Below are 15,920 nucleotides of genomic sequence, written 5' to 3'. Positions count from 1 at the left end.
CGATCCGCGACGGTGATTTTCTGACGGCCGTACCGTCTATAACGGTGACCACGTCGCCTGCTCGCTGGGAGAAGCAATGACCTCGACCGCACCCGTCACCTCCGGCATCCTGACCGTGCCCGACGCCCGTCTCTACTACGAAGTGCGAGGTAGCGGCCCACTGCTCGCGTTGGTGGGTTCGCCCATGGATTCGGGGCCGTTCGCGCCGGTGGCCGATCTGCTGGCCGCGGAGTACACGGTGCTGACCGCCGATCCGCGCGGCCAGGCCCGCAGCGAACTCGATGACCCCGACCAGGATTCGACGCCGGAGTCGCGCGCCGACGATCTCGCCCGGCTGATCACCCATGTCGACGCCGGGCCCGCGGTGGTGCTGGGCTCCAGTGGCGGTGCGGTGACCGCGCTCGCGCTCACCCAGTCGCGGCCCGAGCTGGTCTCCACGCTCATCGCGCACGAGCCGCCGCTGTCGGAACTGCTCGACGACAGTGCGGCCATCCACGCCGCCGGCGCGCAGATGATCGCCACCTATCAGGCCGGTGACACCCTCGGCGCGTTCAAACAGTTCTTCGCCATCGCGAAACTGCACCTGCCCGAGCCGATGCTGCAGGAGATGTTCGGCGGCGAACGCGACGCGCGCGCACTGGAATCGGATCGGCGCTTCTTCCTGCACGAGTTCGGTCCCACCACGAAATGGGTGCCCGACACCGAACGCCTACGCCAGGTGCCGACCGAGATCGTGATCGGCATCGGCGACGAATCGGCCGGGCAGCTGTGCGACCGCACCTCCCGCCGGCTGGGCACTCTGCTCGGCATCGAGCCGGTGCTGTTCCCCGGCGGGCACGGCGGGTTCATGGAGCAGCCCGACGCGTTCGCCAAGAAACTGCGGGAAGTGTTGCAGGACAGCTGAACCGCCTAGGGGCGACCAGCGTGGGGTGCCGGGGCGCGGGCGGTGAGAACCTGGCCCGTGCGCCGGGTCGCCGACATCCCTTCGGCGCCGGTCCATTCCGCTGCCACGATGAACAGCGTGGTGCCGTCGGGGCCGCCGAGCATGCAGGCGAAGGGGCTGCGATCCAGGACGACCTCGGCGGTGACCTCGCCGCCCTCGTGCACGCGCACACAGCGTTCCATGGCGGCGGTCCAGACCGCACCCTCGGCGTCGACGCAGATACCGTCCGGGTAGCCGTCGACCTCGGCCCAGAGGCGCTGGGGGCCGAGAGTGCCGTCGGGCCGGATGGGGAAGGCGCTCACGCGTTTCGCGTGGGATTCGGCGACGATCACGGTGCTGCCGTCGGGGGTGATGGCCATGCCGTTGGGGAAGTGCAGGCCCGTGGCCACGGTGCGGGCGGCGCCATCGGGGGTGACCAGGGCGAGCAGGCCGGGGCGGGGCGGTTCGCCGGACATCATGTCGAAGCCGATGCTGTTGAGGTAGGCGTTGCCGTGCGCGTCGACCACGATCTCGTTCCACGGGTGGTCCGACAGGGCGGTGAGGTCGGCGTGGGTTCCCAGCGTGCCGTCGGGTTCGCGGCGCAGTAGTCTGCGGCCGTCGCTGTTGGACAGGATCAGCAGGCGTCCGTCGGGCAGCCAGTCGAAGCAGAAAGGCATGCCCTCCATGCGCAATTGGACCGTTCTGGTGCCGTCGGCCTCGACGGTGAGCACCTCACCCGCCGGCCAATCCGCGAGCCACAGTCGCCCCTCATGCCAGCGCGGTGATTCACCGAGCGCCAGGCCCTCGATCAGCACCGTCGGCTGGATGGCAGAGTTCGCGGGCATGCTGCACCTCCGAATGTCGAGTCGTCAGTGCAGACGGGGCGGCGGCGCGGAATTCATCGCCCGTCGACCGGCGGAATCAGCCAGCGCGCGTAGGTGTTCTCGGGACTCACCGTGATCAGGTCGGCCACCCGCACCAGTTCCTCGGGCACCTCCCCGCCGAAATGCGCGAGACTCGGGGTGATCACCGCGTCCGCCTCCAGCCGCGACACCGTGGTCCGCACCCGCTGGATCAGCCGGTCGGTGTCGGGGCCGAAAACCAGTGTCTTGCACAGGTCGTAGCCCAGGCGCTGGGCCAGCTGCTGGATCTGCACCTGATCCCACTGCTGCTGCGCTCCGGAGATGTCGTGGCGGAGGAATCCGATGGCGGCCGGTTGTGGTCGCATACGTGGTAGCTCTCCTGACGGGGTGACCGCGAACCAGGGACGAACTCAGCGGGTATAGAGCCTCACACAATGAGTGCGGCTGGAGTGACAGTTCGGTGCCAGTAAGCCTGCGGCAAGCCCGGTTTCCCGCGCGGGCCGCACCGATTGCCGATACGCTCGATGCGTGGGAGCAGCCGCAGCCCGCCCGGATCGAGGCTTCACCATGGCGTTTGTGAGTGTGGGCGAACGGATCAGTGCCGAACGAAAGTTGGCGGGCCTGACCCAGACTCAGCTCGCCAATCGGGCGGGATACAGCGCGAGCATGGTGCGCGCGGTCGAGCAGGGACGCGAGCCCGCCTCACCCGGATTCGTGGCCGCGGCCGCGCGGGCACTGGGGGTCGAGCCCGAATATCTCATGGGCACGCCGTATTACGCGACGCTCGAGGAGGACGGCCCGCTCGAGGGACTGACCGATCTGCGGGCGGTGCTGGCCGAAGGCGCGTTCGTGCGCGCGCTCGACCCGCCCGAGCCGGCCCGGCTGCGCAGCGACCTCTCCGATATCGAGACGGCCTTGCGTGGCGACCGCACCCGGCACGCACTGGCCCTGCTGCCCATCCTGATCCGGCAACTGCACGGCACGCTGGAGGCGGCCCGCGACGACCGCGAGCGTGAGCAGGCGTTCACTATGCTCTGCGCGGCCTACATCGTGGCCGAAGGGGCGTGCGGGCGACTGGGATACACCTCGCTGACCGCGCTGGTACTCGACCGCCTCGACTGGGCGGCCGCGCACACCCAGGACCCGCTGTTCGCGGTGCGCAGTCTGATGAAGCGGGCCCGGCTGCTCATGACGCACGGCTCCACCGAGGTCGCCATGGCACTGGTCGAGCAGGGCCTGGCCCTGATTCGCGGGGACAGCGAATCCGAGTGCGTCCTGCGCGGTTACGGCCATCTGCGCGCCGCCATCGTCGCCGCCCGCGCCCGCAACCTCGACTTGGCGCGCACCCACATCACCGAGGCCCGCGACCTCGCCGCGCCCATGCCCCGCGAATCCGACCTCTACGGCACCCTGTTCGGTCCCGGCAATGTCGAAATCCATTCCTGCGCCGTCGAACTCGAAGCGGGCGACCCCGGCAGGGCGGCCCGCGACGGCGCGACCCTGCTGCTGCCACCCGATATCGCCCCGCCCCGCGCCGGCCACCACTGGCAGGACAATGCCCGCGCCTGGGTCCTGGCCGGCCACCCCGACCAGGCCCTGCGCGCCCTGACCCTGGCCCGCCGCACCGCCCCCCAGCAGACTCGCCTGCACCCCACCGTCCGCGAGACTCTCTATGCCATCGCCGCCGCCGAACGCCGCCGCACCGACAGTCTCGGCGCGTTCGCCCGCTGGCTCGGCATCAGCCTGTAGCCGATCCGGCCTGAGCGCACACTATCGACGCCGAATCCGCCATTTCGACGCTGTGAGCGCGATTTGTGTGCGCTCAGGCCGGATTCGGTTTGCGGGCCAGCCCTTCCAGGACCGAGTGCAGGGCGGTGATGGCGTGGTCGGTGGTCAGGGTCAGGCCGCGCAGCAGGACTCGGTAGTAGAGCGGGCCGTAGAGCAGTTCGACCATGTCGGCGGTGGGGATGTCGTCGCGGATCTGGCCTGCGGCGACGGCGCGGTCCAGGCGGGTGGCGCAGGCATCGGCGCGGGGGCCGAGGAAGGTGGCGGCGACGGCTTCGGCGACACGGAGATCGGATTGGGCATCGGCGATGACTCCCCGGAAGATCGGCGCCATCGGGCTGTTGAACAGGTTGGCGACGGCGGTGATCTGGGTGGTGAGGTCGGCGGCGATATCACCGGTGTCGGGGAAGTCGGTGGTCGCGCCGATCCGGTCGTTGAGGACATCCAGGGCCAGTGCGGCTTTCGAGGGCCACCAGCGGTAGATGGTCTGCTTTCCGACGCGGGCGCGCGCGGCGACACCCTCCATGGTGAGTTTCGCGTAGCCGTGGGCCATCGCCAGTTCGAAGGCCGCGTCCAGAATCTCCTTGCGGGAGCGGGCAGTACGCGGTTTCGGCGTGGAATGCGTCGGCATGAGTCATTCTAAGAACGAGACGTTGCGTTTTGACAAGTGGGTATGAGCGGCGCATACTCGGACAAACGAGACGCGCGTCTCGTTTTATTGGCCGGGGTGGGCAGGCGATGGCCTCACCGCATCGCACACCCCCTCCTCGAAAGTTGAAGTCCCCCAATGCGTGAGATCAGCACCTGGATCGAGATCGACGCGTCTCCCGACTACGTCTGGCAGGTCCTCACCGACCTCGATCAGTACCCGCGGTGGAACCCCTTCATCGTCGAAGCCTTCGGCGATCTGCGCGCCGGCTCCCGGTTGAAACTGCGCATGGTGCCCGTCCACGGCAAGGAATTGACCTTCGAACCCGAGGTCCTCACCGCCGACCCCTGCCGCGAACTGCGCTGGCTCAATCGCCTGCTGCTGCCGGGCCTGTTCGACAGCGAACACCGTTTCGCCCTCACCCCGCTGCCCGGCCGGCGCACCCGCCTCGAGCACAGCGCCCGCTTCTCGGGACTGTTCGTGTGGTGCACGCGTGAGGCGATCACCAACTCCGGCACGGCTTTCGCGCGGTTGAACGTGGCGCTCAAGCAGCGCGCCGAACGCATGGTGCGGCTGCAGGCCAACCGCTGAGACCGGTAGATCACACCGAGGGGTTCTGAATCATCCTCGACCAGGTTTCGCGCATCAGGGCGTCGATGTCCGAATAGCGTGGTGCCCAGCCGAGTTCGGCCTTGGCCTTGCCGGGATCGGCGATCAGGACCGCGGGTTCGGGCGCGGCGGGCCGGTATGTCAGCGGGACCGGGCGGCCGGTTACTCGCTCGGCGGCTGCGACGATGTCGAGAATGCTTGTCCCGCAGCCACTGCCGATGTTGTAGCGGCGGGCGGTGCCGGGTGCGGGCGCAGGGTGCAGGGCGGCGATGACGGCTTGGGCCGCGTCGTCCACGTGCAGATAGTCGCGTCGGGCGGTGCCGTCGCCGTTGATCGCCAGTGCGCCGGCGCCCGCCGCGGCGGCGAGGGCGCGGGGAATCAGGCGGGTGGGGTTGGGGTCGTGACCGCCGGTGAGGTTCATCAGCCGCAGCACGGTTGCCGCGAGTGCGCCGGTGCGGGCCTGGGCTTCGATCGCCCATTCGGCGGCCAGTTTGCTGCTCGCGTACGGGTTGGCGGGATCATCGGGCGCGGATTCGTCGAGCGGCGTGTGCTCGGTCGTGGCGTAAATGGCTGCGGTGGAGGCGAAGACGAGGTGTTCGACGCGTTCGGCAGCCATGGCTTCGAGCAGGGCCGTCGTGCCCGCGGTATTGACCCGGAAGTAGGCCAGCGGGTGCGCGAGTGATTGGCGGGCGTTGCCCAGGCCCGCCAGATGGCACACCGCCTGCACGCCGGTCATCGCGCGCCGCAGTGCCGCCGGGTCGAGCAGATCGGCGACGTGGATCTCCGCCGCGCCCGCGATGGGTTCGGCGGGCCTGTGCACCAGGGCAATCGGCTCGTGTTCGGCGGCCAGCGCGGACACGACCGCCCGCCCGAGGTATCCGGCCGCACCGGTGACGAGAACGCGCACGCGTCGATCCTCGCAGGTGGGCATTTCGGCTCGAGCGGGCGTCCCGGTCAGAGGTGTCCGCCGCCGCCGAAGAACCAGGGGTTGAAGGTGCACGGGATGGTGCGCGGCGTGGCGGGGTCCAGGGCCTGCAGTGCCAGCGCGGTCGCGCGCGGGGAGTACATGAGCGTCAGGTGGTCGGAGATGTCCTGTTCGCAACCGGCCTGCACGGTGATGTTGTCGACGGTGGCGTCGGGCCCGGCGGTGAGGAAGGTCCACTCGTAGGGGTTGGAGACTTCGTCGTGGGTGGTGGCGATGGCGGTGTAGCGGATGCCGGGCAGGGTGTCGCCGTCGGCATTGAGCTTGGCATAGAAGGAGCTTCCGACGACCTGCTGGATATTGGCGGGGCCGATGATCGGCTGATAGAAGCCGAGGATGTCCAGTCCGATATTGGTCATGATGCGGCCGATGGTGGCGAAGCCCAGCAGCGAGGTGCCGTGATGGGTGGCGCCGAAAGTGACCAGCTGGTCGACCTTTTCGGCGCCGCCGTTGAATTTCAGGTACTGGCGGGCGACCGGCCCGCCCTGGGAGTGGGCGACCACGTCGACCTTCGCCACGCCGGTGGCGGTGCGCACCTGGTCGACGAAATCGGCGAGCTGCGCCGCGGAGTCCTCCATCGGTCCGACGCCGTAGACGCCGGGCATGATCGAGCCGATGCCGCCGCCCTGCAACAGATTCGAGCGCCCGAAGTTGAAGGTGAACACGCAGTATCCGGCCTTGGCCAGCTGCGGGGACAGATACGCGAAGGTGTCGTAGGCATTGAGCCAGGTGCCGTGCACGAGCACCACCGGTTCCGGGTGCGTCGCGGAGGGTTTGCAGTCCCAGCGGTTGGCGCCGGGCGGGGCGGCGTCGGGGTGCAGCAGGCTGTAGCCGAAGGCGGCCAGGAACGCATCCTGCTCGGGACCTTCGCCGACCGCGGCCGAGGCGTGGCTGACGCCGGCGGAGCCCGAACTGCTGCCGGTGTCCACGATCGCGGTCGCGCGCCGACCGCCGGGCAGCGGGTTCAGCCCGGCGGTGATGGCGTCGGCGAGCCCCTGTGCGGTGGGCGGGATCTCGGCGGGCGTGGCCGCGGCGACGCCGCCGAATGCCATCGTCAGTGCCGTGATCGCCGCGACGGTGGTGGCCAGCAGCGCTGCGCTGTGCTTGGTGACCTTCATGGACAGCCTTTCGTCTCGTGGCCGCCCGCGCGCGATTCTCGAATCACCTTGTGGCGGTGCGGATTTGCTGCCGGAGCGCGGCGACCTGCAAAAACTAGCAGTGCAAGTTTTCCGGTCGAGCGTAAGACGGCTAAACTAGCGCTGCAAGGTTTTTGTGACCCAGCACTGATCGAGAGGATCGATTCTGTGGCCCGGCCCCGCCGCCCGCTCCTGAGCCGTGACCGCATCATCGCCGCCGCCCTCGAACTCATCGACGCCGAAGGGCTGACCGCGGTCTCCACTCGCCGCCTGGCCACCGTCCTGGGCGTACAGGGCCCCTCGCTCTACAACCACGTCGGCACCAAGGACGAACTCATCGACGCCGTCGTCGACACCGTCCTCAGCAAGGTCGACACCGCCATGTTCGACGCCCTGGGCCCCGGCAACCGCGACTGGCGCACCGCCCTGGACCGCTGGGCCCACGCCTATCGCGACGTCATCACCGCCCACCCCAATGTGGTCCCCGCCCTGGCCAGCGGCCCCGGCCGCCGCCCGCACGCCCTGCGCATGGCCGACGCCGTCTACGGCGGCCTCCTGGCCGCCGGCTGGCCCCGCCCCCAGGCCACCTCGGTGGCAATCCTCATGCGCTACTTCATCACCGGCTCGGCCCTGGGCTCCTTCGCCGCCGGTTTCCCCGCCGACACCACCGTCTACGCCGCCGACTACCCCCACCTCAACCAGGCCCACCTGCTCGCCGACCGCGAATCCGCCATCGCCCGAACAGCTTTCGACACCGGCCTGACGGCCCTGCTCGACGGTCTGGAAGCCAGATACGCCGCCGCGACCGCCCGACCCTGACGCCACAATCCCGCGCTGTCCCGCGGACAGCGAACAGGCCCGTCGTGTGTCACGACGGGCCTGTCGGTGGTGCGGGGTTACCGGGCGAAGGTGGCGGCGTTCTCGGCGAGGTCCAGCAGGGGCTGGGGGAAGATGCCGAGGACCAGAGTTGCTGCGGCGGTGAGGGCGATGACGGTGGTGGTCAGGGTCGGGGAGACCAGGGTGGGTGGGGTGGCGGGGGCGTCGGTGAAGAACATGAGGACGATGACGCGGATGTAGAAGAAGGCGGCGATGGCGCTGGTGATGACGCCGACGATCACCAGAGGTGTTGCGCCGCCGGAGGATGCGGCCTCGAAGACCGCGAATTTGGCGATGAAGCCGCTGGTGAGGGGGATGCCGGCGAAGGAGAGCAGGAACAGGGAGAAGATGGTGGCCAGCCAGGGGGAGCGCCGGCCCATGCCGGCCCAGGCGGACAGGGTTGTCGCCTCGTCGCCGTGTTCGTCGCGGACCAGGCTGACCACGGCGAACGCGCCGAGGGTGCCGAAGCCGTAGACGGCCAGGTAGAACAGGACCGAGGAGACACCGGCGGTGTTGGCGGCCACGAGGGCGGTGAGGATGAAACCGGCGTGGGCGACCGAGGAATAGGCGAGCATGCGTTTCATGTCGGTCTGGGTGATGGCCAGGACCGCGCCGACGACCATGGTGGCGATGGCGATGGCGGCCAGCACCGGACGCCAGTCGTCGCGCAGGCCGGGCACGGCGATGTACAGCACGCGCAACAGTGCACCGACTGCCGCGATCTTGGTGGCGGCGGCCATCCACGCGGTGATCGGGGTGGGTGCGCCCTGGTAGACGTCGGGCACCCAGGATTGGAACGGCACCGCACCGATCTTGAACAGCAGGCCGACGGCGAGCATGGCGACCCCGAGGATGGCCAGGGTGTGCGAGGAACTCTGGTCGCGCGCAACGGCATCGGCGATGCCGGACAGCCGGATGCTGCCCGCGTACCCGTACAGCAGTGCCATGCCGTAGAGGAAGAACGCCGAGGAGAACGCGCCGAGCAGGAAGTACTTCAGCGCCGCTTCCTGTGACAGCAGCCGGCGTCGCCGGGCGAGCCCGCACAGCAGATACAGCGGCAGCGACAGCACTTCCAACGCGATGAACATGGTCAGCAGGTCGTTGGAGGCCGGGAACAGCATGAGCCCGGCGACCGCGAACATCGTGAGCGGGAAGACCTCGGTGGTGGCGATTCCGGCTCGGGCGGCGGCGCGTTCGTCGGAGCTGCCGGGCATGGAGGCGGCCTGCGGGGTGAACGCGTCCACCCCGCGCGGGGTTTCGCCTTCGGCGGCGGCCAGGCTCCAGGTGCCGGGTCCTTCGCGCCGCATGGGCATGCGGTCGGCGCGGCGTTCGGCGATGAACAGCAGTCCGAGGATGGACACCACGAGAATGGTGCCCTGCAGGAACAGGGTCACCCCGTCGATGGCGACCGCGCCGACGACGACGGTGTTGTTGATGCCGCGCAATCCGATGACCGCGCCGAGCGCGACCCCGAGTCCGCCGAGCCCGAGGATCAGGTGCAGCGGGTATCGGGATCGCCTGGGCGCGAACGCTTCCACCAGCACCATGACCACCGCGACGCCGAACACGATGAGCATGGGCGAGAGTTGCCGGTATTCGATGGAGGGTGCGGGCACGGTGGCCGCAGCGAGGATCAGGGGTGTGCCGCTCACTTGTGCGTACCTCCTGTGGGCGAGGCCTCCGGCTTGACCGCCGGCGCCGGATCATGCTGTCCGATGGTGGTGAGGGTGTGGGTGACGGCCGGATCCACCGCGTCGAGCACGGGTTTGGGGTAGAAGCCCAGGAACAGCAGCGCCCCGAGCAGCGGCACCACCACCAGCAGTTCGCGCGGCAGCAGATCGTAGATGCGTTCGTTGCCCGACTTCACCGGACCGGTCATCATCCGCTGGTACATCCACAGCACGTACAGCGCCGCCAGCACCAAAGCCGTGGAGGCGAGAATCGCTGCGACCGGGTAGCGGGTGAAGGTGCCGATCAGCACGAGGAATTCGCTGATGAACGGTGCCAGGCCCGGCAGCGACAGGGTGGCCAGACCGGCGATGAAGAACGTGCCCGCCAGGATCGGCGCGACCTTCTGCACCCCGCCGTAGTCGGCGATGAGCCGGGTTCCCCGGCGCGAGACCAGGAATCCCGCGATGAGGAACAGGGCCGCGGTGGAGATGCCGTGGTTGACCATGTACAGCGTCGCCCCGGTCCCGCCCTGGGTGGTGAGTGCGAAGATGCCGAGAATGATGAACCCGAAGTGCGAGATCGAGGTGTAGGCGATCAGGCGCATGACATCGGTCTGCCCGATGGCCAGCAGCGCCCCGTAGATGATCCCGATGACCGCGAGCACGCAGATGACCGCCGCGTAATCGGCTGCGGCCGTGGGGAACAGCAGCAGGCAGTAGCGCAGCATGCCGAAGGTGCCGACCTTGTCGACGATGGCCATCATGAGCACCGCGCTGGCCGGTGTCGCGGCCACGGCGGCATCGGGCAGCCAGGTGTGCAGCGGCCACAGCGGCGCTTTCACCGCGAACGCGAACATGAATCCGAGGAACAGCGCGTTCAACACCACCGGCCCGGCGCCGAGCTGCCCGGAGTTGGCGGCCTCCATGACGGTGCGGAAGTCGAAGGTGCCGCCCCCGTTCGGCCCGAGCTTCTCGCGCGCGGTCAGCACATACAGTCCGATGACCGCCGCGAGCATGATCAACCCGCCGAACAGGTTGTACAGCAGGAATTTCACCGCCGCCCGCGACCGCTGCGCCCGCAGCGCCGCGTCCTCGCCGCGCGGCCCGAACCCGCCGATGAGGAAATACATCGGAATGAGCATGACCTCGAAGAACACGTAGAACAGCAGAATGTCCAAGGCCACGAACGAGATCAGCACCATGGCCTCGACCACCAAGGTCAGTGCCACGTAGTAGTGCACCACCCGCGGCCCCGACCCGACTTCCCGGTCATCGCGCCATCCGGCAAGCAGCAGCAGCGGAATCAGCCCGGCGGTGAGCAGCACCAGCACCAGCGCGATCCCGTCGAGCCCGAGGGTGTACCCCGCCCCGAAAGCCGGTATCCACTGGTGCGATTCGATGAACTGATAGTGCTCACCCTTGGGCGAGAACTGCGAGGCCAGCCAGATCCCCACCCCGAGTGTCCCGAGGGACACGATCAGCGCCCAGGCCCGCACCGCGGTGCGCCAGCGGGCCGGGAACAGCAGTGCCAGTAGCGCTCCGCCGAGCGGAACCGCCCACAGCGTTGTCAGCCAGGGAAAGTCGTTCAAAGCAACCTCACCGCCAGCAGGGCGGCGGCCACCAGGGCCGCGCCGGTGAACATGGACAGGGCGTAGGAGCGTACGAATCCGCTTTGCACGCGGCGGATTCGGGCGGACAGGCCGCCGATGACGGCGGCGGTGGTGTTGACCAGGCCGTCGATGCCGCGGTTGTCGACGAACACCAGCGAGCGGGTCAGGTGCTGGCCGGGGCGCATGAACGCGGCCTCGTTGACCGCGTCGCCGTAGAGGTCGCGGCGGGCGGCTTCGATGAGAGGTGTTGCGGCGGGCGCGGTTTCGGGGATGGCCTGTTTGGCGTACTGGTCGTAGGCGACCCAGACTCCGGCCGCGACGACGGCGAGGGCGAAGAAGGTGACCGCCCACACCGGGATGACGGGTTCGGCGTGGTGGTAGCCGACGACCGGTTCCAGCCAGTTCTGCAGGGCGCTGCCCCAGGCGAGCAGGGCGCCCGAGGCCAGGGAACCGAAGGCCAGCAGGATCATCGGGCCGGTCATGGAGGCGGGAGCCTCGTGCGGGTGCACGCCGTCCTTCCACCGCTTCTCACCGAAGAAGGTGAGGATCATGACGCGGGTCATGTAGAAGGCGGTGATACCGGCGCCGACCAACGCCGCCAATCCGGTGATGATGCCGGCGAATCCGCCGTGTGCGAAGGCGGCTTCGATGATGCGGTCCTTGGAGAAGAAGCCCGCGAACGGCGGCACGCCGAGGATGGCGAGGTAGCCGAAGCCGAAGGTGACGTAGGTGATGGGCAGCAGTTTGCGCAGCCCGCCGTAGCGTCGCATATCGGTTTCGTCGTCCATGGCGTGCATGACCGAGCCGGCGCCGAGGAACAGTCCGGCCTTGAAGAACCCGTGGGTGAGCAGGTGCATGATGGCCGCGGCGTAGCCGACGGGGCCGAGTCCGGCGGCCAGGATCATGTACCCGATCTGGCTCATGGTCGAGGCGGCCAGCGCCTTCTTGATGTCGTCCTTGGCGCAGCCGATGATCGCACCGAACAGCAAAGTGATTGCACCGACTGCCATCACGGCGGCCTGTGCACCGGGCGCCAGATCGAAGATCGGGTTCGAGCGCGCGATCAGGTACACACCGGCGGTGACCATGGTGGCGGCGTGGATGAGCGCCGACACCGGCGTCGGACCCTCCATGGCGTCGCCGAGCCAGGATTGCAGCGGCACCTGCGCGGACTTGCCGCACGCACCCAACAGCAGCAGCAACCCGATCGCGGTGAGCGTCCCTTCGCCTGCCGCGCCGGCCGCCCCGAACACGGTGGCGAAGTCGATGCTGCCGAAGGTGGCGAACATGACCATGAGCGCGATGGCCAATCCCATGTCGCCGACCCGGTTGACGATGAAGGCTTTCTTGGCTGCCGTTGCCGCCGAAGGCTTCTGGTACCAGAACCCGATGAGCAGGTAGGAGGCCAGGCCGACGGCTTCCCAGCCCAGGTAGAGCACCAGGTAGTTCCCGGCGAGCACGAGCACCAGCATGGCCGCGAGGAACAGGTTCAGGTAGGCGAAGAAGCGCCGCCGTCCCGGATCGTGGGCCATGTAGCCGACCGAATAGATGTGGATGAGCGATCCGACGCCGGTGATCAGCAGCGCGAAGCACATCGACAGCTGGTCGAGTTGCAGCGCGAAGTCCACCTGCAGTCCGGTGACGGGCACCCAGCTGAACAGTGAATGGCTCACCGCGCGTTCGCCGTCGGCGCGGTCGAGCATGTCGAAGAACGCCCACGCTGCCACCCCGAAGGAGGCCAGGGCCATCACGACACCGACGAGGTGTCCCCACGCATCGCTGAATCGTCCTGCCAGCAGCAGGAATACGGCCCCACCCAGCGGCAGGGCCGGCAGCAGCCACAGCATCATCTGTGCGGTATCCATGTCAGTACCGCAGCAGGTTGGCGTCGTCGACCGAGGTCGAGCGGCGGGCACGGAAGATGGTCATGATGATGGCGAGTCCGACCACGACTTCGGCGGCGGCCACGACCATGGTGAAGAAGGCGAACACCTGCCCGTCGAGGTTGCCGTGCAGGCGGGCGAAGGTGACGAAGGCGAGATTGACCGCGTTGAGCATGAGCTCGATGCACATGAACACCACGATGGCGTTGCGGCGCACCAGCACACCGGCCGCGCCGATGGTGAACAGCAGCGCCGAGAGATACAGATAGTTGTCCGGGTTCACCGCTAGCCTTCCTCGTGAGAGTGGTCGCCGGTCTTGCCGTTGCCGTTGTGCCCGTTGCTGTTTCCGTTGCCGACCGACAGCACCGCGGCTTGTTCGTGGGCGCGGTTGCGCCGGTGCCGCAGGATGGTGGAGACCGACAGTTCCTCGAAGGAGCCGTCGGGCAGCCGGGCGGGGGTGTCGACGGCGTTGTGGCGGGCGTACACGCCGGGGGTGGGCAGCGGGGTGACCCGTTTCCCTTCCCGGAAGCGCTGTTTGGACTGTTCGCGCTGATCGGTGGGCGGGCCGAAGCGTTCGCGGTGGGCGAGCACCATGGCGCCGATGGTGGCGGTGATGAGCAGCGCCCCGGTCAGTTCGAATGCCCACACGTAGCGCACGAAGATCAGTTCGGCCAGGGCGGCGACGGTGTTGTCGCCGCCGAGCCCGATGCCGCCGGTGTCGGCGACGCTGTCGGCGCTCATGCCGCGCGCGATGGCGGCGATGAGCAGCATGCCGAAGCCGATGCCGACGATGAGCACCGCGAGCCGATGCCCGCGCAGGGTCTCCTTCAATGATTCGGCGGAGTCGACGCCGACGAGCATGAGCACGAACAGGAACAGCATCATGACCGCGCCGGTGTAGACGACGATCTGCACGATGCCCAGGAACAGGGCGCTCTGGGCGATGTAGAACGCCGACAGGGTGATCATGGTGGCGGCCAGGCACAGGGCCGAGTGCACGGCTTTGCGGGCGCACACCATGCCGAGTGCTCCGGCGACGGCGACGACGGCGAGGATCCAGAATTGGACGGCTTCGCCGGTGCCGGTGTGGGTGATGAGTTGCTGGCCCTGTTGGGCGAGATGGTCGATCATCGCTGCCCGCCTTCCGATGCGGCCAACTCGGTTGTCGCGCCGGGGACTTCACCGCGGTAGTAGGAGCCTTCGTCCGCGCCGGGGTACATGGCGTGCGGCGGGGCGAGCATGCCGGCTTGGAGGTCGGCGAGCAGGTCCTGCTTTTCGTAGATGAGGTCGGCGCGATTGTCGTCGGCCAGTTCGTATTCGTTGGTCATGGTCAGCGCCCGGGTGGGGCAGGCTTCGATGCACAGGCCGCAGCCGATGCAGCGCAGGTAGTTGATCTGGTAGACGCGCCCGTAGCGTTCGCCGGGCGAGAAGCGGGCTTCCTCGGTGTTGTCGGCGCCTTCGACGTAGATGGCGTCGGCGGGGCAGGCCCATGCGCACAGCTCGCAGCCGATGCACTTTTCCAGCCCGTCGGGATGCCGGTTGAGTTGGTGCCGGCCGTGATAGCGCGGCGCGGTGGGGGTTTTCACCTCGGGGTAGAGCTCGGTGTTGGGCTTTTTGAACATCGTCATGAAGGTGACGAAGAATCCGCCGAGCGGCTCCAGCAGTCCCGGTTTCGCGCTCGCCTTGGCCGGTTCGGTGGGCATGGGCGGGACCGGGAAGTCGGAGTACATGGTGGTCGCGGTGGCGTCGGGGGCGGCCTTGGTACGGTCGTCTCCGGCGTGCCCGGCGCGAATCACCATGCCCAGCAACAGCAGTGCGACCACGATGCCGCCGATGACCATGCCCGGGGTCTGCACGTGGTAGCCCTCGTTCTCGAGCACCCGCAGCGTGGCCACGAACATGACCCAGGCGAGGGAGACCGGGATGAGCAGCTTCCAGCCCAGGTTCATGAACTGGTCGTAGCGCAGTCGCGGCAGGGTGCCGCGCAGCCAGATGAATACGAACAGGAACAGCCACACCTTGGCGGTGAACCACAGCATGGGCCACCAGCCGGAGTTGGCGCCCGCCCACAGGCTGATCGGGAACGGCGCGTGCCAGCCGCCGAAGAACAGTGTGGTGGCCAGCGCCGACACGGTCGCCATATTGATGTACTCGGCCATCATGAACATGGCGAATTTGAGCGAGGAGTATTCGGTGTGGAAACCGCCGACCAGCTCACCTTCGGCCTCGGGCAAATCGAAAGGCGCACGGTTGGTTTCACCGACCATGGAGACCGCGTAGATGAGGAACGAGGGCAGCAGCAGGAAGACGTACCAGGTGCCGTACTGGGCTTCGACGATGCCGGAGGTGGCCATGGTGCCCGAGAGCAGGAACACCGCCGCGAAGCACAGGGCCATGGCGATCTCGTAGGAGATGACCTGGGCGGTGGAGCGCAGTCCACCCAGCAGCGGGTAGGTGGACCCGGACGCCCAGCCCGCGAGCACGATGCCGTACACGCCGACCGAGGCCATGGCCAGGATGTAGAGCACACCCACGGGCATGTCGGTGAGCTGCAACGGTGTCCGCACCCCGAACATGGACACTTCGGGCCCGAACGGGATGACCGCGAAGGCCATGACGGCCGGGATGAGCGAAATGATCGGCGCCAGAATGAAGATGGGCTTGTCGACGATGGCGGGGATGATGTCCTCTTTGAGCAGCATCTTCACGCCGTCGGCGATGGATTGCAGGGTGCCGCGCGGCCCGACCCGGTTGGGGCCGACGCGCATCTGCATGAACGCCACGATCTTTCGTTCCGCGTAGACGGCCAGCATGGGGGTCAGCAGCAGGAACACGAAGATGCCGATCGATTTGACGAGGATCAGCCACCACGGGTCGCGCCCGAATACGCCGAGCCCGCCGTAGTCTCCGGGCTGGGCGGCCAGGAGTTGCAGGG

Annotated in this window: 15 protein-coding genes; 4 read left to right on the top strand and 11 right to left on the bottom strand. The window is 68.2% G+C overall.

The features are described from left to right. The first annotated feature begins 76 nt into the window (after positions 1–76). On the top strand, positions 77–904 hold the full coding sequence (locus tag H0264_RS24075) for an alpha/beta fold hydrolase (RefSeq protein ID WP_181579644.1): 828 nt from the start codon (positions 77–79) through the stop codon (positions 902–904). 5 nt (positions 905–909) lie between these two features. Here H0264_RS24075 and H0264_RS24070 read toward each other — a convergent pair whose 3' ends face one another. Continuing rightward, on the bottom strand, positions 910–1,767 hold the full coding sequence (locus H0264_RS24070; protein WP_181579643.1) for an SMP-30/gluconolactonase/LRE family protein: 858 nt from the start codon (positions 1,765–1,767) through the stop codon (positions 910–912). Between the two features lie 53 nt (positions 1,768–1,820). After that, positions 1,821–2,150: a hypothetical protein gene (locus tag H0264_RS24065; RefSeq protein WP_181579642.1), complete on the bottom strand. Its 330-nt coding sequence runs from the start codon at positions 2,148–2,150 to the stop codon at positions 1,821–1,823. A 163-nt stretch (positions 2,151–2,313) separates the two neighbouring features. On the opposite strand from H0264_RS24065, the gene H0264_RS24060 reads away from it, so the two are divergent. Then, a complete protein-coding gene (locus H0264_RS24060; RefSeq protein WP_244975926.1) occupies positions 2,314–3,534 on the top strand; it encodes a helix-turn-helix domain-containing protein in 1,221 nt (406 codons plus the stop codon). A 73-nt stretch (positions 3,535–3,607) separates the two neighbouring features. Here the strand turns inward: H0264_RS24060 and H0264_RS24055 are convergent, their stop codons facing one another. Beyond that, the gene (locus H0264_RS24055) at positions 3,608–4,201 is read right to left on the bottom strand and encodes a TetR/AcrR family transcriptional regulator (protein WP_181579641.1); all 594 of its coding nucleotides are present in this window, start codon (positions 4,199–4,201) and stop codon (positions 3,608–3,610) included. A 156-nt stretch (positions 4,202–4,357) separates the two neighbouring features. Between H0264_RS24055 and H0264_RS24050 the strand changes: the two genes are divergently transcribed. Further along, positions 4,358–4,810 carry an SRPBCC domain-containing protein gene (locus H0264_RS24050; protein ID WP_181579640.1) on the top strand — a complete coding sequence of 151 codons (453 nt, stop codon included), beginning with the start codon at positions 4,358–4,360 and terminating at the stop codon, positions 4,808–4,810. 10 nt (positions 4,811–4,820) lie between these two features. Here H0264_RS24050 and H0264_RS24045 read toward each other — a convergent pair whose 3' ends face one another. Both H0264_RS24045 and H0264_RS24040 read right to left on the bottom strand, forming a co-directional pair. Continuing rightward, positions 4,821–5,735 carry an NAD-dependent epimerase/dehydratase family protein gene (locus tag H0264_RS24045; RefSeq protein WP_181579639.1) on the bottom strand — a complete coding sequence of 305 codons (915 nt, stop codon included), beginning with the start codon at positions 5,733–5,735 and terminating at the stop codon, positions 4,821–4,823. A gap of 47 nt (positions 5,736–5,782) precedes the next feature. Next, positions 5,783–6,928 carry an esterase/lipase family protein gene (locus tag H0264_RS24040; protein ID WP_181579638.1) on the bottom strand — a complete coding sequence of 382 codons (1,146 nt, stop codon included), beginning with the start codon at positions 6,926–6,928 and terminating at the stop codon, positions 5,783–5,785. A 186-nt stretch (positions 6,929–7,114) separates the two neighbouring features. Here H0264_RS24040 and H0264_RS24035 point away from each other — a divergent pair, with 186 nt between their 5' ends. Continuing rightward, complete coding sequence (locus tag H0264_RS24035; protein ID WP_181579637.1) at positions 7,115–7,765, top strand: TetR/AcrR family transcriptional regulator; 651 nt, start codon at positions 7,115–7,117, stop codon at positions 7,763–7,765. Between the two features lie 77 nt (positions 7,766–7,842). Here the strand turns inward: H0264_RS24035 and nuoN are convergent, their stop codons facing one another. From nuoN to nuoH, 6 genes are read right to left on the bottom strand one after another with little or no spacing between them, the layout of a single operon-like run. Next, on the bottom strand, positions 7,843–9,474 hold the full coding sequence (gene nuoN / locus H0264_RS24030) for an NADH-quinone oxidoreductase subunit NuoN (protein ID WP_181579636.1): 1,632 nt from the start codon (positions 9,472–9,474) through the stop codon (positions 7,843–7,845). After that, positions 9,471–11,081: an NADH-quinone oxidoreductase subunit M gene (locus tag H0264_RS24025; RefSeq protein WP_181579635.1), complete on the bottom strand. Its 1,611-nt coding sequence runs from the start codon at positions 11,079–11,081 to the stop codon at positions 9,471–9,473. Before H0264_RS24025 ends, nuoN begins: the two co-directional genes overlap by 4 nt. After that, entirely contained in the window at positions 11,078–12,967 is a 1,890-nt protein-coding gene (gene nuoL / locus H0264_RS24020) for an NADH-quinone oxidoreductase subunit L (RefSeq protein ID WP_181579634.1), read from the bottom strand. Before nuoL ends, H0264_RS24025 begins: the two co-directional genes overlap by 4 nt. 1 nt (position 12,968) lies before the next feature. Continuing rightward, on the bottom strand, positions 12,969–13,268 hold the full coding sequence (nuoK, locus tag H0264_RS24015) for an NADH-quinone oxidoreductase subunit NuoK (protein WP_067538598.1): 300 nt from the start codon (positions 13,266–13,268) through the stop codon (positions 12,969–12,971). Positions 13,269–13,270: 2 nt separating this feature from the next. After that, a complete protein-coding gene (locus H0264_RS24010) occupies positions 13,271–14,116 on the bottom strand; it encodes an NADH-quinone oxidoreductase subunit J (protein WP_181579633.1) in 846 nt (281 codons plus the stop codon). After that, a complete protein-coding gene (nuoH, locus tag H0264_RS24005) occupies positions 14,113–15,909 on the bottom strand; it encodes an NADH-quinone oxidoreductase subunit NuoH (RefSeq protein WP_420832106.1) in 1,797 nt (598 codons plus the stop codon). The genes H0264_RS24010 and nuoH overlap by 4 nt, the downstream gene beginning before the upstream one ends. Between the last annotated feature and the right edge of the window lie 11 nt (positions 15,910–15,920).

The organism is Nocardia huaxiensis, assembly GCF_013744875.1.
GTDB lineage: Bacteria > Actinomycetota > Actinomycetes > Mycobacteriales > Mycobacteriaceae > Nocardia > Nocardia huaxiensis.
This window is presented reverse-complemented; position numbering and strand designations above follow the sequence as displayed.